The following is a 23,199-nucleotide window of genomic DNA, read 5'->3' on the forward strand; positions in this document are numbered from 1 at the left end:
GGAAGGGTCACTCGGGTCGGTCGAGTGCCCCTTCGTGCAGGCGCAGGGAGTCACCGGCGAGGTCGTCGAGCGCGGTCACCACGGAGTCGAAGCGCATCGTGGTGCGGGTGTCCTTCTCGTACGGGTTCCACGTCGGCATGTCCGGATGGTTCGGGTCGCCGGTGCGGACGAAGGCGATCCAGGCCTCGTGCATGGTGTGCGCGAGGCCGTCCCGGACGGCGGGGTCGAGCCCGGCCGTCAGGGGTGCGTGGGCCCCCTGGTCGAAGTTGGCGAAGGCGAAGGGCAGTTCGAGGCAGTGAGCCGCTCCGAGCCGGCCGTCGTAGGCGGCCGCGGGGAGGTCGAACTGGTAGGCCCACACCGGGCGGCCCGCCGCGGCCCGCGCTTCGGCCAGCCGGAGGGCCGGCACCCGGAACAGCTCGTCGGTGATGAGGTCCATCAGGACGCCCGTCGCCCCGGCGCCCGGCCGGGCGTGCTCGTACGCCGCGTAGACCCCGGGCGCGGCCTCGGGGCCGAAAGTGTCCGCGATCCGGTCGGTCACCTGCTCCCGGGAGGCCGAGGCGTAGGCCTCGTTGAGGGCGAAGCCGAAGTTGGCCTCCTCCCGGGTCCAGCCGATCATCACCTCGATGCCCGCGGCGGGGCCCTGCAGCAGCGCCTGCGCCGGGTGGCGGGGCAGGGTGACGCCGTCGATCACGGGCAGGAACGGTGTGGGCCAGTACCCCCAGCGCGTGGTCAGCGCGAAGAGCCCGCCCATGGCGCCGATCAGCTCGGGCCAGGGCACGGCGCGCAGCTCGGCCAGGGTTTTGACCCCGGCGAGCTCCAGGTATGCGGCGGTGCGCTCCCGATAGGCGTCGGGCACGGGCAGGTCCAGCCCGAAGGGCGGGCTCATCAGGATCACCCGGCGGATCAGGCCCTGGGTCTCGGGCAGTCCGGCGAGGGCGGCGGTGGACACCGCGCCGCCCGACTGGCCCGCGACGGTGATCGAGTCGGGGTCGCCGCCGAAGGCGGAGATGTTCTCCCGTACCCAGCGCAGGGCGGCGAGCTGGTCGGTCAGCCAGTGGTTGGCGCCGGAGCCGTCCGGCTCGTCCTCGGAGCCGGTGTAGAGGTAACCGAGCGGTCCGATGCGGTAGTTGATGCTGACGACGACCAGGTCCCCGTCGCGGGCGAAGGTCGCGCCGGAGTAGTTCGGCAGCGACCCGGAGCCGGAGACGAAGCCGCCGCCGTGGATCCAGACCAGCACCGGCCGCCGGGCGTCGTCGACCGCGGGCGTCCAGATGTCCAGGGTCAGGCAGTCCTCGTCGAAGGGCGGCGAACCGTGCCCGCCGAGGACGGGGTCGCCGCCCTCCACGTACATCTGCGGGGCGCTGGGCCCGTCGGCGGTCGCGTCCCGGGTGCCGCTCCAGCCCGGATGCGGCCGCGCGGGCCGCCAGCGCAGCCCGCCGACCGGGGGCGCGGCGTAGGGCACGGCCCGGAAAACGGCGAGCCCGTCCTCGACCGCGCCACGGAGCTTGCCCGCGGGAGGATGTGCCACGGGGTGATCGGGTCCTGGGGTGGGTGCCATGAGTCGATCCTTCCTGGGCCGCGCGCCGAACGCGTGCCGACCCGTCGAGAATATTGCGAAAATTCGCCGATCGTCAATGTTGCGCGATATCAGGGGTGTCCTGCACACGGCGCGCGGGCTTGCAGGGATGCCCGTCCGCACCGGGTCGCGGCGAGACCTGAGCCGCGCCTGGCGGGGGTCTGGGGGCGTGGCTGGGGTCAGGGCGGCCCGCCGCCCGCACGCGCGCTTGGGCGGGGGATCCCCGATCGGGTGCCAGGGGTCGTCGACCGGCCCGGATGGTCCCCCCACCGGCCTGGGATGGATGGGCCCGGCCGGAAGGGCTGGTTTGTCGGGGCCGTCTCTCTGGTTCGCCCGCGGGGCCGTCCGGACGGCCTGGACGGCAGGAACACCTAGTGGGGCCAGGCACCCGACGACCCCGACCATCGATGTGCCTCGTGGCGGCCGGGCGGCGGGCGGGAGGGCGGCCGTCGGCTGGTCTGGGTGCCTGCGCCGGCCCTGCCCGCCTGAATGAGGCCGCGTCATGTGGCTCGTCTCACCCGGAACCTCCCGCCCGGCTGGCTCCAGCGCTGCGGCGTGACGTCCTCACCCACCCTGCGCCGGGGACGTGCGTGCCGCACGCGCCGACGACGCGAACCCCTCACCAGGGGAGATGGGGTGAACGTCGCAGCTCACAGTGCCCACCAGCAATACAACCGCTGATCGGAGGCATGAGCGCGCTGCGCCAGTCCGGCCAGACCTTTCAGAACATCTACCACGCCCTCAACGCCGATCCGAATCTGCTGGAGTTCGTCGGTCTTCGACCAGGGGCAAGCGAAGCGAACGAGGTCGTCCTCCGCAGCCGTCGCGATGGCATCGACCAGGGTGTCCGACAAGCTGACCACAAAGGGCGGGCCGTCCTCCGGCGATGACAGCAAGTCACCGGACCGTGGGCGTTCGCAGGCCTCCTCGTAGCTGCAGCCCGTCATGATGGCCTCGAGCTGGGCCATCGCGACGACCGGGTCGATGTTCTTCAGGGGGAACACGTCGTGCTCGGTTCGACCGGGTCCTCCCGGAGAGTGCAGGACCGCGATGGCGGCCTGGTCGTCAGCAGCGGAGAAGTAGTCGCACAGCGTCATGCCGCTGATATTGGCATCCACGGCTGAGATTCTGCCGAGGCGAGCAGGCGACTCGGCGACCCACGCCAAGGGGTCGTTTTGGGAGGGCGTGGACACCCTGGCCGCCTGGATGGCGGGCACGGCCTGAAGCAGCCCGCAGGCCGGCGGCCGTGTCGCCGGGCCAACGGGGCCTGCCCGCCCGGATGGTTGGGCTTGCCCCCACCGGGCGCGCTCGGATCGGTCGTGTCGCCCCGAGGTCTGGTGTCGGTCGGACTGTCATGCCCTGACGACTTGGCAGTTCCGTAGGAACTGCTCTCCTGCCTGCCTGCCTGCCTGGTCGGCTCGGTACCGCCCGGTTGACCCGTGTCCGGGTGGCCTGAGGCGTGGGTGACGGGCCTGGCGTGCCCGGCGTGCTGACCGGGCCGTCGGGGCGGCGCGGACAGCTCGCCGGCTCGCCCGGGTGAACGGCCAGGCTGGGTCGGCCTGAGCACTGCGCAGGTCGGTCACGTCCAGAGCGTGTCGGAGGCCATGCGTTCCGCCTCCGTCTCCAACAGGGGCGCGAACGCCCGCCACAGGAGCAGGCAGGCCCCTACGGCGGCCAGGACACCGGCGAAGGTGTCGCTCAGCCACTGGGCGTGCTGCCAGGTGCGGCTCCACATCATGGCGCCGGTGTAGCCCGCGCCGAACAGCCACCACCAGCGCCGCCCGCCCGGCGGGAACAGCACCACCGCGGCCGCGATCACCAGGGCCACCGCGCTGAAGACCTGGCCGGAGGGGTACGAGCCGTCGTTGACCAGGACCCAGGTGTGCGGGGGTCGCGGCCGGTCGGCCAACTGCTTGAGCGGCAGCACCAGGAGCATGTTCGCCAGGACCGCGGTGCTGAAGACGAAGAGCGCCGACCGCCAGCGCCCGTACATGCACAGGCAGCCCATCAGCAGCAGCGGCACGACCGTGCCGAGTGGTCCGCCCAGGCGGTCGAGAACGGTGGCGAACCCGCTGGCGGTGTCCGCGGGCGAGCCCTTCAGCGAAGCGGCCCACGCGTCGTCGAGGCCCTGGAAGAAGGGCCGTTCGTCCACGCGCAGGAGCAGTCCCGTCAGCACGGACAGCAGGACCAGTGCCACGCCCCAGGCGAGGGCATGGCGGGGCGGAGCCGCGGGGACCTGCCTCCGGGGCGGCCGGACGGGGAGCGGGGGCGGGGGCGGGGTGACGGCGTGACCGAAGAAGTCGGACATGTAGAAACCTTTCGCGACCGCCTTCCCACGCATGGGGGGCTCATGGGAGGGCGGCGGACGGGCGCGAAGCGCGGGGACGAGCGGAGGCGGGCGTGGCTACGAGGGCTCGCCCGGACCGGTGTGCCGAAGGCGGCGCGCGGATGCGCAGGGCGGAGCCGAGCGGAGGGGATGCGCGGAGGCGTGCGGGCGCGGATGCGTTGGGCCGGGCGGCACCGGAGCGGGAGGGGTGTAGCCGAGCGGAGGGAATGTGCGTCGGCGTGCGGGCGGGGCCGGGCTGAGAGGAATGGAGCCCCGCCGAGGCGTACGGAAGAGGGGATGGGCGGAGCCGTGCGGGAGTGGCTGCGGGAGGGATGGGTGGAGCCCCTGCGGTCGCGGGCGCGGCGATGGCGGCCTGCGGACACGCGCAGCGGAGGCGTGCGGGAGGGGGTGGGTGGAGCCGAGCGGACGCACGGCGGCGTGCGGGAGGGGTAGATCCGAGCGGCAGTTGAGTGGGAGGGATAGGTGGAGCCCTGCGGACGCCCGCTGTGGAGGCGCGCGGAACACGGTGGGGTGACGGGGATGGCCTGAGCCGAGCGTGAGCGGCGTGGCGGAGGGGGTGCACAGGGGCGTGCGGAGGCGGGCGGAAGGGGGCCGTGCGCGTCGGAGTGGCGGGGGCGTAGGGGAACCGGCTTCTAGCTGGCCAGTCGGCGCGCGGCCCCAAGTGTGGCGGTGAGCGGGAGCCCCGGCGAGCCGGGATCGGCCGGATCGGCCGGAAGGCCGGGAAGGCCGGATCGGCCGGATCAGCAGGGTCGGCGGCATAGGCCGGAACGGCAAGGTCGGCGGGACCGGCGGGATAGGTGGATGGGCGGGATAGGAGGGGCCAGCGGGATAGGTCGGAGAGCAAGTCGGCGGGACCGGCGGGATGGGTGGATGGGCGGGATAGGAGGGTCGGCGGCATAGGCCGGAACGGCAAGGTCGGCGGGACCGGCGGGATAGGTGGATAGGCGGGATAGGAGGGGCCAGCGGGATAGGCCGGAGAGCAAGTCGGCGGGACCGGCGGGATGGGTGGATGGGCGGGATAGGAAGGGCCGGCGGGATAGGCCGGAGAGCAAGGTTGGCGGGACCGGCGGGATCGGCCGGATCGGCAGGGCCAGCGGGATCGGCGGGACCGGCAGGGCCGGTGGGATAGGCAGGGGCGGCCGGGTCGGCCCGGGGCGGCCCGGGTCGGTTGAGCGGCTCTGGGTGCGTGCGTGCGCCGGGCGCGCCGGCCCGCGGTGCGGCGGGTGAGGCCCGCAGGGGTGGGCGGGCTCCGCCGGGGGGCTCGGTGGTGGGGGCGGCGTGGTGCGGTGCGGCACGGAGTATTGCGGAAGCGTGACCGCCGCCACAAGGGCAAGAGGGTTCTCGGTCGGGTCGGACCCCTCCTGAGCCCTGATTTAGCTGGTTACACGTGATCGACCTGGAGTTCGCGTACGGGTCACGATCCGTACGGAGGCCTGCGCCAACCCTTGGCTAGACCGGGGATCGAGTGCTACACAGTGTCCAAGCACTTCAAGTGACACGTGTAACAACATCGTGTGAACCGCACAGCGTCACGCAGCACCCCGCCGTGCCGCACCGCACCGAATCCCCGACGCACCGCATCCCCACCGCACCGCACCGCACTGCATCCCCACCGCACCGCACCGCACCGCAGGCACCGCACGCACCGCACCGAGCAGTCGCACCGCGTCAGCCGCCTCGCGCTCGGCGCGGCATTCCCCCGGCGACGCCCCCGTGCGCGACAGCACCCACGGCGTCTCCGTCCTCCCCGCGCACCGCACCGGCGGTCCCCCCCACGCCACCTCCCCGCTCCGTCCCCCGAGGAGTCGTCATGGCTACGAACGAGATCATCGACCCGCCCGCCGCCCCGGCGGATCCCGAACCCTCCCGCGGACGCGGGCTCCTGCTCCTCCTGCTGGTCGCGAACTCCGCGATGATGGCCGTCTACATGGGCGTCGGCTCCGTCCTCCTGCCCACCCAGATCGCCGCGATCGCCGGCGACGACAAGGTGGCCGTCCTGGGTCTGATCGGCGGAATCAGCGCGATCTTCGCCACCGCCTTCAACCCGATCGCCGGCGCCCTCTCCGACCGCAGCGGCCGCCGCAACCCCTGGGTCCTCGGCGGCGCACTCGGCTCGCTCGCGGGGCTCGCCGTCCTCGGCAGCGTCAGTACCGCCCTGCTCGTCGGGATCGGCTGGTGCCTGGTCCAGGCGACCATGAACGTCTACCAGGCCGCCGTCACCGCGATCGTGCCCGACCGGGTGCCCGCGGCCCGGCGCGGTACCGCGTCCGCGCTGGTGGGACTGGGCCTGCCCATCGGCGGCACCGTCGGCGTGCTGATCGCCTCCCAGACGTCGGAACACCTGCGCACCGGCTACCTCGTCTTCGGCGGTGTCATCGCCGGAGCCGCGCTGCTGCTCACCACCTTCTGCCGGGACGTACCGCGCTCCGAGCCCGCCGCGGACGCGCCCGCCGCGCCCAAGGGGGCCCAGATCAAGGCCTTCCTCTCGGCGCTCGCCAACCACGACTTCCGATGGGCCTTCATCGGGCGCGCCCTGATGGTCCTCGGGTACTTCTCGGTGGTCGGCTACCAGCTCTACATCCTGGGCGACCACATCACGCTCCCCGAGGGGATGACCCCGCCCGCCGCGATGGCGGTCCTCACCCCGGTGTCGATGGTCGCCATGGCCGTCTCCACGGTGGTCGGAGGGCTGCTGTCCGACCGCTGGAACCGCCGCAAGGTGTTCGTCGGCGTCTCGGCGGCCCTCGCCGGGCTGGTCATGGTGGTCCCCGTCGTCAGCCCGACGTGGATGGGCATGATCGTCTTCAGCGCGCTCAACGGCCTGGCCTTCGGATGCTTCATGGCCGTCGACACCGCGCTCGTCACCCTGGTGCTGCCCCGGGCCGAGGATGCCGCCCGCGACATGGGCGTACTGAACATCGCGAACGCAGGGCCCCAGATCATCGCCCCGTTCGTCGCCTCCGCCGTGGTCACCACCCTGGGCGGGTACACGCCGCTGTTCCTGGTCGGTGGCGCCCTCTCGCTGATCGGCGCGCTGGCGATCCTCCCCATCCGCAGCGTGCGCTGATCCCGCCGGGCCCCGAGGCGCCGTAAAGGCCTCCGGCCTCCGGCCTCGGGGTCCCGAGGTCCCCGCAGCCTCCGGGCCGCCCCTCCCGGGCGGCGGCCCGGCCCGCACTCCGGCGGGCTCGCGCCGAGGGTCGCGAGTCCGCCGGGCACCACCCTTGCCGACCCTCACCCGTCCCCGTTTCCCTTCCCTCTCCCAAGGAGCGTTCCGTGCAACGCAAGCGAGTTCTGCCGTTGGCCGCCCTGCTGCTCTGCGCGCCGGCCCTCGCCGGTACGGTGCCCGCCGCCGCGGCCGCACCACTGGCCGGGCCGGTGCCCGCACCGGTCCCCGCGGGCCCGCTGCGGATCCTGCTCACCAACGACGACGGCTACAACGCGCCCGGCATCCGCCTGGCCTTCGCGCGGCTGACCGCCGCCGGGCACGACGTCACCATCGTGGCCCCGCTGACCAACCAGAGCGGCGCCGGCACGAAGACGTCCAACTCCCCCTCCCTCACGGTCCGCCACCCGGAGCCGAAGGTGTGGGCGGTCGACGGAACCCCCGGTGACTCGGTGAACTTCGGGCTCTCCGAGGTGTTCGAAGGGCGAGCGCCCGATCTCGTCGTGTCGGGCACCAACTACGGGCCGAACGTGGCCGCGCTCGCCAGCCACTCCGGCACGGTCGGCGGCGCCGTCGCCGCACTCGACGCGGGCGTACCCGCCATCGCCCTGAGCACCGGCGGCCTCGTCGCTCCCGACCCCGTGACCACGGTCAACGCGATGGGTCCGACGCTCGACTTCGCCGTCAAGCTCATCGACCGGCTGCGCTCGCGGGCCCGCTCGGGCCCCCTGCTGCCCAAGGGCATCGGCCTCAACGTGAACCACCCCGCCGTCGGCGCCGACGGCAAGGGCACCCCCGCCGGGGTGGCCACCACCTTCCAGGACGCGCAAGCGCTCCTGAAGGCCGACTTCACCGACGCCGGCGACGGCACCTGGAAGGTCGGCGTGACGGTGGACCTGAAGACACCGGCCCGGGGAAGTGACGTCGAAGCCGTGAGCGCCGGGAAGATCGCCGTCAGCCCGATGAACGCCGACTGGAACACCGGACCGGCCGACTTCGCCGTCACCGCCGCCCTGCTCACCGGGCTCCGCCCGTAGGTCGGGCGCGCTCGCGGGCAAGGCCTCGTCCCCAGGGCGAGCCTCGCCCGTAGGGCCAAGTCCCGCCGAAACCACACCCGCCGGCCTTCCGGAGGCGGGGCGGGCGTCCGCGCCCCGTCCCGCCCCGGACGGCCCCCAACCCAGGAGTACGGATGCAGCGGCTCTCGCGCCGGATCACCCGGCTTTTCACGGCAAGACCCTTACTCGGCACGGCACTCGCCCTCACCGCACTGATCGCCACCGCACTCCCGGCAGCCGCCTCTCCCGGCGGCCTCCCCGGCGGAGCCCCGGGCGGCCCGCCGGCCGGTTCGCCCCGCCCGGTGGTGTCCGTCGAGCAGGGCGCGCTGCGCGGCCGCGCCCACGGCGGGGCGCAGGAGTTCCTCGGTGTGCCCTACGCCGCCGCGCCGGTCGGGGAGAACCGGCTGCGCGCCCCGCAGGCGCCCCGGCGCTGGAACGGGGTGCGCGAGGCCGTCGAACAGGCCCCGGCCTGCCTGCAGTTCTCGCCGTTCGGGCTGCGCGATCCCTCGGCCGTCAGCGAGGACTGCCTGTACCTGGACGTGTACCGGCCCGGCCGGACCCGCGCGGGGGCCCGGCTGCCGGTGATCCTCTGGATGCACGGTGGTGCGTACAGCCAGGGAACCGGCACCCAGTTCGGCGGCCGCACGATGGCGGAGCTCACCGGCTCCGTCGTGATCAGCATCAACTACCGCCTCGGCCAGCTGGGTTACCTGGGCCTTCCCGAACTGGGCCGGGAGAACGCGCTGCGCTCCGGCTCCTTCGGCCTGATGGACCAGATCCAGGCGCTGCGCTGGACCAGGGAGAACATCGCGGCCTTCGGCGGGGACCCGGGCAACGTCACGCTCTCCGGCCAGTCCGCGGGCAGCGGTTCGGTGTGCGGGCTGCTCGCCGCCCCGTCGGCGGCCGGGCTGTTCCACCGGGCCGTGCTGCAGAGCGGGCCGTGCACGCTGCTGCGTACCCCCGACGGCGCGCGCGCCGAGTCCGAGGCGCGAGCTTTCGCCGCGAGCGCGGGCTGCCCCGATCCGGCCGGGGTCGTGGCGTGCCTGCGCGCCGCTTCCGGACGGTCGCTGGTGGACGCGGCCCGTACGCGGGCCACTTCGGGTCCCGCGTCGGGCGACGGGCTGCTCCCGCGGGACCCGGCCGCCGCGATCTCGGCCGGGTCGTGGAACAAGGTCCCGGTCCTGATCGGGAGCACCCGCTCCGAGGCACGCCTCTTCGTCGCGCTGACCCAGCCCGGCCTGACGGCCGGGCAGTACGCGGATCAGGTCCTCGCGAGCTACGGCGCGGCCGGGCCGGAGGTCCTCGCCCGCTATCCGGTCGCCGCGCACGGATCCCCGTACCTGGCGCTGTCGGCGGTCATGACCGATTCGACGTTCGCCTGTGAAACCGCCTGGACGGCGCAACTGTTCGCACGCCAGGTACCCACCTTCGTCTACGAGTTCGACGACCCGGAGTCGCCGACCCTGGCGGGCGCGCAGGTTCCGGGCCTGGACCAGTCGAACGCACACAGCGCCGAACTCGCCTACCTGCACGACTTCACCATGGGCGAGCGGCCCCTGACCTCCGTCCAAGTCGCCCTGGCTACGCGGATGAAGCGCTATTGGGGTGCCTTCGCCCGCCACGGGGTTCCCGCGGTCGCGGGCCAGAGCCCCTGGCCGGTGGCCGGACCGGGTGGCACGGTGCTGACCCTGGCGCCCGCGGGGGACCGGCTCGACCGGGCGTTCGCGGCCGAGCACCAATGCGGCTTCTGGCGCGACCAGCCCTCCCGGCCGCTCTGACGGGAGACGAGACCCGGTGGTCCGTACGGGGGATGATCCGCGCTCGCGTCAACGCGGGGCTCATCCTTTGGTGATCACCGAACCGGCGGCGGCCCGGGGGGTGCCGCCACGCCGCCGGATGCCCCGAGGGCCACGGTCCCCACGGGCATCCGGCGGTTCCCCGCGTCCGCGGCGCGGGTGGGAGGCGGGGTGAGACGGGGGATCGCCGCGCGGAACGGGCCGCGCGCGGTGCCAGCATGCCCGTTCGGGCAACGGAACCCAGGCGAAGCCGTTGCGCAGGCACCGGAGGTGGGAAACGTGACCGCTCCAGCGGTGGACGCGGAGGCTCGCTCGACATCAGCGGAGCACCGCTTCGCGGAAGCGGACGGGACCGCGGAGGCGCCTCTGTCCACGGAGGCCGCAGCGGACCCGGCGGCGGCCGAGCCCGCACCGACTGCCGGGCCCGCGGCGACTGCCGGGCCCGCGGCGACTGCCGGGCCCGCGGCGACTGCCGGGCCCGCGGCGACTGCCGGGCCTGGACCGACGGCCGGGCCTGCGGCGGCGGCCGAGCCCGCACCGACTGCCGGGCCCGCGGTGACCGCAGGGCCTGGACCGACTGCCGGGCCTTCGGTGACTGCCGGGCCTTCGGTGACCGCCGGGCCTTCGGTGACTGCCGGGCCTTCGGTGACCGCCGGGCCCGCGGTGACCACCGGCCCCGCGGCGACTGCCGGGCCTGCGGCGACTGCCGGGCCTTCGGTGACCGCCGGGTCTGCGGTGACTGCCGGGCCCGCGGCGACTGCCGGGCCCGCACTGGCCACCGGCCCCGCGGTGCCGCCAACCCGCGCACCGGCCACCGGCCCCCCGGAAGCCGCCCGGCCTCGCCCGTACCGCACGGATCCGGAGCTGCTGCTCGCGGCGTCGGTCCTGCTCGCGGACGCCGCCCTCACGGCGAAGCAGGCGGGCGCCGAGCTGGCCGGCGCGCTCAGCAGCCCGCGGGTGGCGCTGGAGGCCCTGCGCCGCCCCGGCTGGGCCCTCGGTACGGCCGTGTCCTGTGCCCGGGCGCTGATCAGCCCGTCGGGGCTCGGCTTCGGCGCCAACGGCGGACTGGCCGGGGAACTGGCCCGGTTCGCGGGGAGCGTGACCTACCGGCGCCCGGCCGCCGTGGCCCTGGCCGTGGACGCCTTCGCCCTGCGGATCAGCGCGGTCGCCTCCGACCACCCCAACCTGGACGCGCCGCTCGCCAGGCGGCTGACCGACGCCGTGGTGGCCGGGAACCGGATGGAGGCGCTGCGCGCCGCGTACGCGCTCGTCGAGCTCCTCGGGATCACCCGCGCCCTCACCACCGTGAGCCCCGTGATCACGGAACTGCTCGCCCTGCAGAGCCTGCTCGACGAGAACCCCGTCAACGACGGCTTCTCCTGGGTGACGCTGGCCGGCGGAGTGCCGACCACCGATCCGCTCTTCGGGCTGCCGAGCACCTTGCTGAAGTACCTCAACCCCGGCCCCGGCCGGGCCGAGCGGGCCGACGCCGACTCCATCCTGGCCAAGGTGCTGGCCACCTCCGCCAACGACATCGTCAGCTACGTCACCGACATCGGCTCCCTCGGCAACCACGGACTGGTGCTGCTGCGCCGGGTGGAATGCACCGACGGCGCCGTACGGTACGTCCTGCTGCTGCCGGGAACGAGCTTCGCGCTGCTGAGCAACAGCACCCCGCAGGACCTGGTGGGAGCGTTCGACGGACTGCTGCGCACCGATACGACGTACACCCGCGCCGCACGCAAGCTGCTGCTGCTGCGGGCAGGGGTGCCGGCCGGGTCGGAGATCATGCTCGTCGGGCACAGCCTGGGCGGGCTGACCGCGATGAACCTCGCGGCCGACGTGGAGGTGTCCTCCCGCTACCAGGTCACGCACGTGATCACCCTGGGCTCGCCGATCGACGGAAAGCGGCCCGCCGACCACACCACTCAGGTGATCAGCCTGGTCAACAAGCACGACGTGATCCCGATGCTCGACGGCTGCGGCCCCGCCTCGCCGAACGGGATCCCCGACAGCGGGGTCGAGCTGGCCTGGTTGGACGAGTCGTACGACTACCCCCTCTCGCACGCCCCACAGGCCTACTCGGACACCCTGCGCGGCCCCATGGCGCACCACCGGGAGACGGTCAACGCGCTGATCGGCGCCTACGACGGCCGGATCACCGGCAACCAGCCCTACATGCTGCGCGACAAGTGACCCCGGGAGAGCCCGAGATGACCCCTGCCCCCGAGATGACCCCTGCCCCCGAGACCGCCTGGGCCCTGGAGAACGCCGTGTTCAGCGCCGCCATGGTCGCCCAGCGGCTGCCGTGGACCGACGTCGCGGCCCGTGCCCTGGGACTGGACGTGCTGACCCGTGAAGGGGTGACGCGCTCCCTCCTGGATCACCTGCGGCGCACCCGCTCCGGGCGCCCGGTCCTGGTGCGCACCCCCTTCGGGAGCTTCCTCGTACCGCTGACCCCCGCGGTGTCCGAGGCCCTCCTCGTCCGGGCCGGCGACGAGGGCGTGCTGGAGCCCGCCGCGGGGCTCACGGCCGGCGGGCACCGGTACGGTCTCTCCCCGCACACCGACGTGCCCTGGGAGGTCACCGCACCGGGCGGCGAGCTGTCCGCCCTCGTGACCCGGGACGTGGACGAGGCCGTCGCGGGCCGGCGCGGGGACGGCACAGTGGCGTGGCAGGGCTGGCACGAGGTGATGACCCGGCTGAGCCGGCGCCTGGTGGCGGGCGAAGCGGCCGCCGAGGACACCCTGTTGAGCGCGATCGTCTCGCGGGCCGCGGCGGCGGAGGACCGCGGTGCCCGCGCGGACCTGGCGGCAGCCCTCCGGCGCTGCGCGGCCCGCTACCTGGAGAGCGCGGAGCCCGCCTCCCTGGCCGGCCGTCTGGTGGCGGCGGGTACCTGCCCGGAGACCGCGGTCGCGGCGCTCGCCCATGCGCTCGCCCTCGCCTCCACGGCCGCCGCCACCACGGTCCTGCAGGCCCTGGCCCTGCACACGGTGGAGCCGGCGGCCGCCCCGGAAGAGGCCGTGGCCCGGGCGCTGCGTCACTACCCTCCGGTGGCCGCCTCCGTCCACCGGGTACGGGCGCCGTTCGTCTGGGAGGGTCTCGGGATCGGCGCCGGCACGGAGATCCTGTGCGCGCCGGGCTGGCTCTCCGCGCCGAAGGAGGGCGTGGGCCCGGGCATCTGGCCGTCGGCCCTGTGCGGAGCACCCGGAGCGTGCGCGGCGACCCGGTTCGCGGTGGTCGTCGCCGAGGAGCTCGTACGCGCGATCACCGCGGTCGCCCGGCCCTTCGTGGTCTACCCGAGGCTGACCGCGGGGCGGCCGCCGGGCACGCTCGACCCGCGCTCGCTGCTCGTGGCGCTCGCGGAACTCCCCGGTGGCCCGGGCGACGGGCGGGTGACGGGCGGCAGCCCGTCGGCGGTACCGGTACCGGTACGCGGCTATGCACCCGAGGCGTACGGGGCCCTGGCGCGGGCCAGCGCGGAGCGGCTGGCGGCGCACGCGGAGAGCCTCGCGGCCTGCGCCGAGGCGGACGGCTGGGACCGGGACGAGGCGGGGGAGGGCTTCCGCATGATCCTCCTGGACCACGCGGGGCGGTGCGCGCACGCGGCCGACGGCGTACGGCGGGCCGCGGGCCGGCTGGCGGACTGAGCCGTGAACCGGGCGCCGTCCGGGCGGCATTCGACCGGCCGCCGGGCGGTGCCCGGCGCGGCCGGTCTACCAGAAGGGTGTCGCGCGCCTGCGGCGTTCCCGGTCCACCAGGGACTGCACCGCGTCCTGGGCCTGGGCGCACAGCCGCCGGGCGGCGGCCGACCGGGCGGCGAAGGACTCGGGCCGGGGTGGCGCGGGGATCGGCTCGCCCACGGTCACGAGCCACTTCGAGGGCAGCGGGAAGAGCGGGGTGAGCGGAAAGAAAGGAAGATCGAACAGGCGCGCCAGGGCCGGGACTTCACCCAGCCTGGGGCAGGCCTCCTCGGCTCCGATCACGGACACCGGAACGACGGGCGCCCCGGCCTGGACGGCGGTCACCGCGAACCCGGGGCTGAAGGGGCGCAGCCGGTAGCGCTCACGGAAGGGCTTCTCCAGGCCGGAAGTCCCCTCGGGAAACACACCCACGAGTTCCCCGGCGGTCAGATGTTCCAGTCCGAGCGTCGGATCGAGCGGAAACGCTCCCGCTTTTCGGGCGTACGAACCGATGACCGGAAATCGGAACGTCAGAGCCGCGGCCGGAACGTGCAGGGGGCGGTCCATATGACGAGAAAGGGATTTGATGAGGACGAAGGCGTCGAGCCCCCAGGCCCCCGAATGGTTGGCCACGAGCAGGGCGGGCCCTTCCGCCGGAATATTCTCCCATCCCGTGATATCGAGGCGGAAGTAGTCGTCGATCAGCCAGTCGAGCAGCCGGTCCCAGGCGCCCTCACCCGCCTCGCCGACCCGCTCCCTCGCGTACCGGAGTTCGGCGGTCCCGGCCTCGATCACATCGGTCACACTTTCCGGCACGAGCATTCTCCTTCATTCCCCGGTCACCGGCGTCACCCTGGCGTACAGGCCGCAGTACCGCAAATGAGAGATCCCATGACGACTTCCGCACCTGAATCCGCGATCGACCTGATCAGTGCGATCCTCATCGACCTGTTCGAATTCCCGGCCGAGGAGGTCCAGAGCGCCACGCTGATGCGTGATCTGCTCACCGACTCGCTCATGGTGGTGGAGATGGCGATCGTCCTGCACGAGAGGCTGGGCATCAAGGTCGAGGAGGAAGAACTCCGCGCCCTCACCCTCGCCGAGTTCGCCGAAGTCCTCGACGCGCGCCGAGCCGCTCGCTGACGGGTACCCCCGGGGCGGCGTGCGGCCCCCTCGGCGGCGGACGGCCGGGCCCGGCGGGTCCGCCGGGCCCGGCCGGTGCTAGCGGGCGCCCGCCGAGGCGTGGACCGGCGGGCCGGAAGCCCCGGCCGCCGCGGACGTGGCGTGCACGGTGTCGAGCAGGGTCTCCATGTCGTCGAGGGCGCTGCGCACCGCCGCGATGCGCAGCAGGAGCTCGTCGGCGGCGTCCGACGGCGACTGCTTCGCCAGGAGCAGGGACCGCTTCTCCTCCTTCTCGGCCTCGTCCTCCATCTCCCGCGCCTCCTCCAGGGCGTTGAGGACCACGCCGATCAGGACGTTGACCAGCACGAAGGAGCCGAAGAGCACGTAGGAGGCGTAGTAGAGGAGGCTCAGCGGGGAGATGGCCAGCCCCGCGTGGACGGCGTCCCCCAGCCCTTCGAGCGTCATCAGCAGGAACAGGGTCAGAGCGGCCCGGCCGATGGACCCGTAGTGCTGCGGGTCGTGGTCGGCGAAGCAGATCCAGCCGATCATCGCGTACACGTAGACGATCAGCGCGCCCACGAACAGGAAGCTGACGGTACCGGGCAGGCTGCGGCCCACCGCGACCAGCAGGACCCGCAGCTGGGGCATGAACCGGGCGGTCCGCAGGACCCGCGCCAGCCGCAGCAGCCGCAGGAGCGTGGTGTTCTCCCGGAGGAACGGGATGAAGGCCGAGGAGACGACCACCAAGTCGAAGATGTTCCAGGGGTCTTGGAAGAAAGCTTTCGGCCGGTCGGCGTGCGCGCCGAGGCGGATCAGCATCTCCAGAGTGAAGGCGATCACGCAGAAGCGCTCGGTCGCCGACAGGAGGCCGCTGTACTCGGCGGAGAAGCCGCTGTAGGTCTCGGCCCCCAGAAGCGCGGCGTTGAAGAGGATCACCGCGAAAACGGTGAGCGAGAACGCGGGCGCCTCGCACACGTCACGGCAAGGCGCGGCAAGCCTTCCACGCCAGGTGTCCACCGCGGTCGGGTCGGTCATCGTGCTCCCTCGTACGGGCCGCCGGCCGCCGCCGGCCCCGCACGCGCCGGCTGCGCCGCGACGGAAGACGAGGCAGCCGAGGCGATGTTCATGTTCCGGGTCGTGTAACGCCGTACGGGCGAATTCGAGACGCCCTGGAGCGCTACATCGCCCGATCGGGGCCCCGGCCCCTCCCGCGGGGCCGGGGCCCGGCGTGCAGGATGGGCGCATGACGAGTCGTGACGGTGGGACCGGACAGGCGTGGGCCGCGTTGGGCGGCCCCAAGGAGCTGGCGGGGCGGGTCGGCTACCAGGGGCCCAGCGGGCTGGGGGACGGGCCGCTGCCCGTACGGGAACTCGCGCGGGCCACCGTGGGCGTGTGCGCGCTGGCCGCCGCGGAGTTGGCCGCCGTACGGGCCGGTGGCGGTGCGGCCGATGTGGCTCCGCTGCTGGTCGACGAAGGGGCTGTGGCCACGGCCTTCGTCAGCGAGCGCCACCTGCTGGTGGACGGCCGGGCGCCCGTGTCGTTCGCGCCGCTGTCGGGCTTCTGGCGGGCCGCGGACGGGTGGGTGCGTACGCACGCCAACTATCCGCACCACGAGTCCGCGTTGGTACGCGTCCTCGGTGCCGGGACCCGGGAGGGCGTGGCCGGGGCGATCGCCCGCCGCCGGGCGGTGGACGTCCAGGAGGAGGTCTACGCGGCCGGCGGGCTGGCGGTGTCTGTGATGACGCAGGGGTACGGCACGCCGCAACCCCTCGTGGAACGCACCGTCTCGGGCCTGCGCGGACGGCCCCTCGGGGCGGTCGCCGAGGGCGCCGGACTGCCGCTGGCGGGGGTACGGGTGCTCGACCTGACCCGGGTCATCGCGGGGCCGGTGGCCACCCGGACCCTCGGACTGCTCGGCGCGGACGTCCTGCGGATCGACCCCCCGGGACTCCCGGAATCGGACGACGCCTACGCGGACACCGGATTCGGGAAGCGCTCCGCCCTCCTCGACATGGGGGAAGCGGGGGACCGGGCGGTGTTTGACGGGCTGCTGGCCGGGGCGGACGTGGTGGTGACGGGATACCGGCCGGGAGCACTGGAGCGGTACGGGCTGGGCGCGGAGGAACTGCTCGCGCGGCGCCCGGGGCTGGTCGTGGCCCAGCTGTGCGCGTGGGGGTGGCGGGGGCCCTGGGCGGGGCGCAGGGGGTTCGACTCGCTCGTGCAGGCGGGGTACGGGATCTCCGCGGCCTGCGGTGACGGGCACGGCCCCGGGGTGCTGCCGGCGCAGGCACTGGACCACGGCACGGGGTACCTGGCGGCCGCCGGGGTGCTTCGGGCCCTCGCGGAGGGCGGTGGGCAGGCCCTGCGGTTCTCCCTGGCGGGGACGGCGTCGTGGCTGGTCCGCGAGGTCCCGCGGGCCGGCGCCGCCGTACCGGGGTACACCCCCGAACCGTGGCTGCGGGAGACCGGATCGGGGTACGGGCCGCTGCGGTACGCGGCCTCGCCGCTCGGGGGCCGCGGGTGGGAGCGGGGCCCCTCCCGCTGGGGGACGGACCGGCCCGCCTGGCTCTGAGCCGAGACACACCGGGGCGCGCCCCGCGCCGGGGCAGGGCCCTGGCCAGGGTGTCGGCCGGGGCCCCGCCGGGTGGTGCCGGCTGCCCCCTTGGTGAGGGAGCAGCCGGGTGAGGTGAATCGGATGAACGGCTAAGAGGCGTAGCGTAATTCCACTAGGCCCGCCAAGTCCCGCAAGGGATAGGGCGAGAAGACGCCCTGCGGAGTCAACCGCACTGTGTCTGTCCCCGGCTTGCCGGTACGGATCGCGCGGCAGTACAGCGTTTGAGCTGTGCCTCTGCTCCCTGAATGCCGGACCAGCGCCCTGAGCGACCCCGGATGAGCCGCCCTCGGGCGACCACGCCGGACAGCCCAGGAACCGCCCCGGCTGCAATCCGTCATCCCCACTGGAATCGCGGATCAAGTCTTAGAAGTAGACGTTCCAGGTCACGCTTACCGAGGCCGACTTGCCCGCCGAGTCGGTCACGGTGAGGGTGCTCCCGCCGAAGCCCCAGGTGGTGGGGGAGCCGGTGATGAGGCCCGTGGCGGCGTTGATGCTCAGGCCGGCCGGCAGGCCCGTGGCCTTGAAGGCGTACGGCTTGGTGCCGCCGGTGGCCTGGAGGGCGAGGGTGACGGGCTTGCCGATGTAGACGGTCTGGTTGCCCGGGTTCGTCAGGACCGGGCTGGTGCCCGTGACGGTGCTGACCGTCCAGGAGAACGTCGCGGAGGCGGCCTTGCCCGCGTTGTCCGTGGCGGTGACGGTCACGTTGGAGGTACCGGCCGTGGTGGCCGTGCCCGTGATGGTGCCGGTCGCGGAGCCGATGCTCAGGCCGGCGGGCAGACCCGCCGCGGACCAGGCGTAGGGCGCGGTGCCACCGGCGGCCTTGACCGTCAGGTCGGCCGCGGCGCCGACGGCGGAGCTCTGGCTGCCGGGGTTGGTCACGGACAGCGCCGTACCCGCGGTCGTGATCGTCCACGAGAAGGAGGCGGAGCCGGTCTTGCCGGCGTTGTCGGTGGCGGTGACGGTCACGTTGGAGGTTCCGGCCGTGGTGGGGGTGCCCGTGATGGTTCCGGTCGAGGAGGCGATGGCCAGCCCGGCGGGCAGGCCCGTCGCGGACCAGGTGTAGGGGGCCGTGCCGCCCTCGGCGCTGTTGCGCAGCTCGGGTATCCGGGCGCCGATGACGCCGTTCTGGGCCGAGACCGCGGCGACGGTGACGTTGCCGGGCTGCGGGGTGGTGACGACCAGGGTCAGATTGAACTTGGCCAGGGCCTCGACCACGGGCTGGAAGATGGTGAACTTCTCACCGCTGCCCGAGGTACAGGTGGCACTGCCGCCGCCGGAGTGCAGGCCGACGCCCTTGCCGCCGGTCGCGGTGACGTACGCGCCTCCCGAATCGCCGCCCGCGGAACAGGCGTTGGAGTACGACAGTCCGTCGATGACCACGCTGCCGTAGTCCACGCTCTGGTTGACCTTGGTGACCTCGCCGCACCGCATGCCCGTGGTCTGCCCGGAGCGGCAGACCGCGGTGCCGACCACGGCATCGGCCGAGCCGGTGACCGCCACGGCGGTGTGGGTCGCGTCGCCCGCGACGTACGGGGAGAGGTTCCACCCCGACTGGTCCACGTCGACGACGCCCATGTCGCCTTCCCGGGCGTTGACGCTGCTCTGCCCGTCCTTGTTGGACGTGCCCACGCGGGTCCCGTCCTTGCCGTAGGCGGGCTGGTTGACGTCGTTGGTGCAGTGGCCGGCCGTCAGGAAGGTCTTGGCGCCCCCGGTGACCCGGGTGGCGGCGAAGCCGATGGAGCACGGACTCTCACTGCCCGGCACCCACTTCTCGCCGCCGGTCACGTCGGCCTGCTGCCGCGGGCTGTCGGAGCCTTCCGTGACGTGGACGATGCCACCCAGGGCGGCAAGGCGGGCCACGAAGGCGTCCGTGGACGCGTTGCGCGCCGTCCGGTCCACCGTGACGTCGATCCGGTTGTTCCGGACGTCGGGGCCCCACGACACCACACCCGCGATCCCGGACCCGATCTCGCGCGTCACGGTCCGGGCGGTGGCGGCCAGTTCGGCCTGGCTGTACCGGGCCTGCCGGGCGACGGCGCCCGCGTCCCGTACCAGTGCGGCATCCGCCGCGGTGGAGACGGCCGCGTTCAGCCGTCCCGTGGAGGAGTCGAACCACAGGCCCGCCACCCGGTCGCCGACCCGGCCCCGGACGAGGGTGGCCGCCTTGCCGGCGGCCGCCTCGTCGGCGATCCGCTCGCGCACCTGGTCGGCGGAGAGCCCGAAGTCGCGTTGCATGGCCTGGAGGAGCTGCGGGTTCACGGACGGTCCGGGCTCGGCGGTCGCAGTGGCGTGCGCGGGGAGGGCTCCGAGGCCACCGAGTGCGACCACGGCCGTGACCGAGGCCGCCGTGATGGAGGCCCACTTGGACCTGGTTGACAGATTTCGCACGGAAATCCCTTCATGGGGGGGCGGGCCGGATGGGTAGGCCGGGCCGGTACGGATGCGGGCCCCGTGGGGGAGCACGGGACCGTTCACATCCCCGGAGCACGCATCTGGGGGAGCCTCGTCTGCGGACTCCGGGGTGGCCAACAGAGTGATCCCGGGCCGGTGCCGGGAGCATCGGAGGAATCCCTTGCTGCCTACCGCGAGGACCACTTGGCCCGACCCGCGCCCATCCACCCCAACCCGCCCCGCCCCGGCCCGTGTTGTCTTCCCACATGGACTGGGGCGGGGCTCACGCGCGCGGCGCGGGCGGCGGCCCGCGCGGGCGCGCGTACGGCGTGTCGGGCCCGTCGCGCCGGGCCCGACACGCGGTACGGCGGGCCGTCCGGACCACGCCCCCGCTCCTCCCGTGGAGGGCAGTGGTGCTCCGGGTCTGCCACCCCGTACCCGGAGCGCGGACGGCCCGCCGTCGCACCACCTTCGCCGGGAGCGGCACCCCTTGGCATCAGGGGAAACCCTTGATCCCCCGGCCCGGCGGCGCCCGGCGTTGTCACCGGAACCAACGCCGCCTACGGTGCCTCCTCGTGACGCCAGACACTGACTTGGGGAACACCGCCACCGCCCACCCCGCGCCGGTCGCAGGGGCCCGGCGCGCGGTGTCGGGCGCGGCCGCCCACGCCTCCGGCGTTCTGGAGCGCGAGGGGCGGGTGGCGCTCGCCGGCCCCTGGGGCGCGGGCAAGACCACAGTCCTGGAGGACGTGCTGCACACCCTCCCCTCCGGCTTCGGCTCCGGCTCCGGCTCCGCGCGAACGGTGCTGCGCGTCACGACGGTCGAAGAGGACCAGGGCCACGTCTTCGGCGCGCTCGCCCAGATGCTGTCCCACTGCGGCGCGGCCCAGCTCGCGGCGCTCTCCGGCAGGCAGAACGAGGTGGTCGACCGGATTCTGCACCGGGGCGCCGACGAACCGCTCGCCGCCTCCGAGCAGTTGCCCGCCCGCCTCGCGGTGACCGCGCTGCTGGCGTCGGGCCGCTGGATCCTCGCCGTGGACGGGGCCCAATGGCTCGACCCGGCCAGCGCCGACGTCCTCGGCTACGCCTTGCGCACCCTCGCCGCACCCGGGCTCACCGCGATCGTCACCGAACGCGTCCACGGCCGGGCGCAGGCCGCCGCCCGGCTGCTCGGCGGGCACCCCGCCCAGATCGACGTGGACCCGCTCGACGCCGAGGAGACGGCCGCCCTGCTCGACGCGCACGGCCTGCCCACCCGCTGGGCGGGCCCCCTGCAGGGCCACTGCGGCGGCCACCCCCTGCTGACCACCGTGTCCTGTACGGCGCTTGCGCGGCTGCCCGCGTCACAGCGGCACCGGCCCGCCATGGCCGAGCAGGCGGTCGACGCGGCCGCGGCCTGGCTGCACGCCACGCTCGGCGAACCGGCCCGGCACACCCTGATGCTCGCCGCCCTCACGAGCAGGCCCTCCCTGCCGCTCCTCCTGCGGGCCGGCTGCTCCGACGCGGAGGAACACCTGGCCCAGGCCCAAGCCGCCGGGGTGCTGAGCGTGGACCCGGCGAGCGCCGTCCACTTCGCCGCGGCGGCCCTGGCCCGGGCCGCCGCCCGCTCCGGGGCCAGGCCCCTTCGCGCGGCCGCCCACCTGACGCTCGCCCGGGCCGTCGGCGACCCCGTTCACGAGGTACGCCACCGGGCCCTGGCCGCGGACCTGCCCGACCAGGGACTGGCCGAGGACACCGAGACCGCCGCGGCCACCGCCCGCGAAGCGGGCGAACGGGCCCTGGCCGCCGAGCTGTTCCTCCTCGCCGCCGAGATCACCCCGCCGGCCCGCTCCGCCATGCGCATCCGCAGGCTCTCGTACGCGGCCCAGGAGGCGGCCTGCGCGGGCTCCGTCGACACCGCCCGGCAGGCGGCCGACGCCCTGACCGCCAGCAGGGCCGAGCCCACCGACCAGGTCACCGCGCTGCTCGCCGTCGTCGACGCCCACGGCCAGGCCATCTCCGACCTGGAACCGCTGCTCGCACGCTGCCGGGAACTGGCGGCCGGCCACCCTGACCTCCTCGCCGCCGTCGAGCTCCGTGCGGCCATCGCCGCCAACGTCGCGCACGCGGCTCCGGAGCGGGCCCTGCGCGCGGCCGGCCGGGCCGCCGAACTCGCCGCCGCCGGCGGCCACCGCCCCCTGCAGGCGGCAGCCCTGACCATGCGCGCCCGGATGGAACGGGTCCTGGGCACCGCCGACGCGCCGGGCACCCTCGCCGAGGCCCTCGCCCTGGGAGTCCCGGCCCAGCACTCCGGCATCCGCAACAGCGCCCAGTACCTCGCCGCCCGGCACGCCGTCTTCGACGACCGGCTGGCCGAAGCGCGCGAACGGCTCCTGGAGCTGCTCGCGCTCGCCGAGCACGGGGGCGACTCCGAGGACCTGGTCGACATCTGGCGCAGCCTCGCCGAGGTCGACACCCGCCTCGGCGCGTGTGCCCCGGCGCTCGCCTGGGCCGATCAGGCCGTACGGCTGTCCACCGCGGCGGGGCTGTCCATGGGACCCGCCTGGTACACCGCCGCGCTGACGCAGAGCGCCGCCGGATCCTTCGCGGCCGCCCTGCGCACCGCCTCCTGCGGGGCCCGCGCCTCGCAGGAGGAGGGCGACGGACTGTACGTGTCGCGGAACCTCTGGGTCATGGGAGCGGTCCAGCTCCACACCGGGGACGTGGCCGACGCCGTGGCCTCGCTCACGGCCGTCGCCGAGGCCGAGCGGCACGTCCCGTCGGCCGACCCGGGCATGTTCCGCTGGCAGCCGGACGCCGTGGAGGCCTTCACCTGCGCGGGCCGGCTCGACCTGGCCCGCGCACTGCTGGAGCGCGCACGGCCCGCCCCGGGCCCGGCCGGCACAGACTCGGGACCGGGGGCGGCGCTGGACCGCGCGCACGGGATCCTGCTGGCCCGCGGCGGCGCCGTGGAGGAGGCGAGCGGCCTGCTCCACCGCACGGCAGCCGCCTTCGAACGGCTGGGGCTGCGGCTGGAGCAGGCCCGTACGCTCCTCGCCCTGGGCCGGGTCGAACGGGCCCGCAGGCGCCAGGCCGCCGCCCGCGCGGCCTGGGAGGCGGCCCGGGCCGTCTTCGACGACACCGGCGCCCGCCCCTGGCAGGAGCTCACCCGGGAGCTGCTCGACCGGGCGGGCGGATCGGCTCCGGCCGCGGGCCCGGCCCCGGGCGCGAGCAGGCTGACCGAGTCCGAGTCGCGCCTGGCGGACCTCATCTGCCAGGGAGCCACCAACCAGCAGGCGGCCCAGCACATGTTCATCTCGGTCAAGACCGTCGAGGGCATGCTGAGCCGCGTCTACCGCAAGCTCGGCGTCCGCTCGCGCACCCAGCTCGCGGCCGCCCGTGCCGCCGCGGCCCCGGGCCGGGACGGACGAACGCCCCCCGGGTGACCTGGGGTCACCCGGGGGGCGTTCGGC

14 protein-coding genes are annotated in these 23,199 nt (G+C 74.3%); 8 read left to right on the plus strand and 6 right to left on the minus strand.

The window, feature by feature from the left end; translation table 11 throughout:
- Positions 1-7: 7 nt before the first annotated feature.
- The 3 genes from AC061S_RS11165 to AC061S_RS11175 form a co-directional block, all read right to left on the minus strand.
- Entirely contained in the window at positions 8-1,528 is a 1,521-nt protein-coding gene (locus AC061S_RS11165; RefSeq protein WP_478685720.1) for a carboxylesterase/lipase family protein, read from the minus strand.
- A gap of 698 nt (positions 1,529-2,226) precedes the next feature.
- Positions 2,227-2,694: a hypothetical protein gene (locus AC061S_RS11170; RefSeq protein WP_478685721.1), complete on the minus strand. Its 468-nt coding sequence runs from the start codon at positions 2,692-2,694 to the stop codon at positions 2,227-2,229.
- Positions 2,695-3,155: 461 nt separating this feature from the next.
- Positions 3,156-3,884, minus strand: a complete 729-nt coding sequence (locus AC061S_RS11175; protein ID WP_478685722.1) for a phosphatase PAP2 family protein — start codon at positions 3,882-3,884, stop codon at positions 3,156-3,158.
- Between the two features lie 1,849 nt (positions 3,885-5,733).
- Between AC061S_RS11175 and AC061S_RS11180 the strand changes: the two genes are divergently transcribed.
- From AC061S_RS11180 to AC061S_RS11200, 5 genes are all read left to right on the plus strand, one after another.
- The gene (locus tag AC061S_RS11180; protein ID WP_478685723.1) at positions 5,734-6,990 is read left to right on the plus strand and encodes an MFS transporter; all 1,257 of its coding nucleotides are present in this window, start codon (positions 5,734-5,736) and stop codon (positions 6,988-6,990) included.
- A 206-nt stretch (positions 6,991-7,196) separates the two neighbouring features.
- The gene (gene surE / locus AC061S_RS11185; RefSeq protein WP_478685724.1) at positions 7,197-8,123 is read left to right on the plus strand and encodes a 5'/3'-nucleotidase SurE; all 927 of its coding nucleotides are present in this window, start codon (positions 7,197-7,199) and stop codon (positions 8,121-8,123) included.
- 152 nt (positions 8,124-8,275) lie between these two features.
- A complete protein-coding gene (locus AC061S_RS11190; protein WP_478685725.1) occupies positions 8,276-9,919 on the plus strand; it encodes a carboxylesterase/lipase family protein in 1,644 nt (547 codons plus the stop codon).
- 807 nt (positions 9,920-10,726) lie between these two features.
- Entirely contained in the window at positions 10,727-12,133 is a 1,407-nt protein-coding gene (locus AC061S_RS11195) for a lipase family protein (RefSeq protein ID WP_478685726.1), read from the plus strand.
- 17 nt (positions 12,134-12,150) lie between these two features.
- Positions 12,151-13,587 carry a hypothetical protein gene (locus tag AC061S_RS11200; RefSeq protein WP_478685727.1) on the plus strand — a complete coding sequence of 479 codons (1,437 nt, stop codon included), beginning with the start codon at positions 12,151-12,153 and terminating at the stop codon, positions 13,585-13,587.
- A gap of 66 nt (positions 13,588-13,653) precedes the next feature.
- Here the strand turns inward: AC061S_RS11200 and AC061S_RS11205 are convergent, their stop codons facing one another.
- On the minus strand, positions 13,654-14,436 hold the full coding sequence (locus tag AC061S_RS11205) for a lysophospholipid acyltransferase family protein (RefSeq protein WP_478685728.1): 783 nt from the start codon (positions 14,434-14,436) through the stop codon (positions 13,654-13,656).
- A gap of 75 nt (positions 14,437-14,511) precedes the next feature.
- Here AC061S_RS11205 and AC061S_RS11210 point away from each other — a divergent pair, with 75 nt between their 5' ends.
- Positions 14,512-14,763, plus strand: coding sequence for an acyl carrier protein (locus tag AC061S_RS11210; RefSeq protein ID WP_478685729.1), 252 nt, complete (start codon positions 14,512-14,514; stop codon positions 14,761-14,763).
- Between the two features lie 78 nt (positions 14,764-14,841).
- Here AC061S_RS11210 and AC061S_RS11215 read toward each other — a convergent pair whose 3' ends face one another.
- Positions 14,842-15,777, minus strand: coding sequence for an ion transporter (locus tag AC061S_RS11215; RefSeq protein WP_478685730.1), 936 nt, complete (start codon positions 15,775-15,777; stop codon positions 14,842-14,844).
- Positions 15,778-15,985: 208 nt separating this feature from the next.
- On the opposite strand from AC061S_RS11215, the gene AC061S_RS11220 reads away from it, so the two are divergent.
- Positions 15,986-17,314 carry a CoA transferase gene (locus AC061S_RS11220; protein WP_478685731.1) on the plus strand — a complete coding sequence of 443 codons (1,329 nt, stop codon included), beginning with the start codon at positions 15,986-15,988 and terminating at the stop codon, positions 17,312-17,314.
- A 405-nt stretch (positions 17,315-17,719) separates the two neighbouring features.
- Here AC061S_RS11220 and AC061S_RS11225 read toward each other — a convergent pair whose 3' ends face one another.
- Positions 17,720-19,744: a putative Ig domain-containing protein gene (locus AC061S_RS11225; RefSeq protein ID WP_478685732.1), complete on the minus strand. Its 2,025-nt coding sequence runs from the start codon at positions 19,742-19,744 to the stop codon at positions 17,720-17,722.
- Between the two features lie 578 nt (positions 19,745-20,322).
- Between AC061S_RS11225 and AC061S_RS11230 the strand changes: the two genes are divergently transcribed.
- The gene (locus tag AC061S_RS11230; protein ID WP_478685733.1) at positions 20,323-23,172 is read left to right on the plus strand and encodes a helix-turn-helix transcriptional regulator; all 2,850 of its coding nucleotides are present in this window, start codon (positions 20,323-20,325) and stop codon (positions 23,170-23,172) included.
- Positions 23,173-23,199 lie beyond the last annotated feature (27 nt).

The sequence above is a fragment of the Streptomyces sp. CA189 genome (assembly GCF_056428985.1).

Bases quoted from the DNA above. Each gene is read 5' to 3' on its own strand.
- AC061S_RS11175 (WP_478685722.1), bottom strand. From the start codon at position 3,884: ATGTCCGACTTCTTCGGTCACGCCGTCACCCCGCCCCCGCCCCCGCTC.
- AC061S_RS11180 (WP_478685723.1), top strand. From the start codon at position 5,734: ATGGCTACGAACGAGATCATCGACCCGCCCGCCGCCCCGGCGGATCCC.
- AC061S_RS11190 (WP_478685725.1), top strand. From the start codon at position 8,276: ATGCAGCGGCTCTCGCGCCGGATCACCCGGCTTTTCACGGCAAGACCC.
- AC061S_RS11200 (WP_478685727.1), top strand. From the start codon at position 12,151: ATGACCCCTGCCCCCGAGATGACCCCTGCCCCCGAGACCGCCTGGGCC.
- AC061S_RS11210 (WP_478685729.1), top strand. From the start codon at position 14,512: ATGACGACTTCCGCACCTGAATCCGCGATCGACCTGATCAGTGCGATC.
- AC061S_RS11215 (WP_478685730.1), bottom strand. From the start codon at position 15,777: ATGACCGACCCGACCGCGGTGGACACCTGGCGTGGAAGGCTTGCCGCG.
- AC061S_RS11220 (WP_478685731.1), top strand. From the start codon at position 15,986: ATGACGAGTCGTGACGGTGGGACCGGACAGGCGTGGGCCGCGTTGGGC.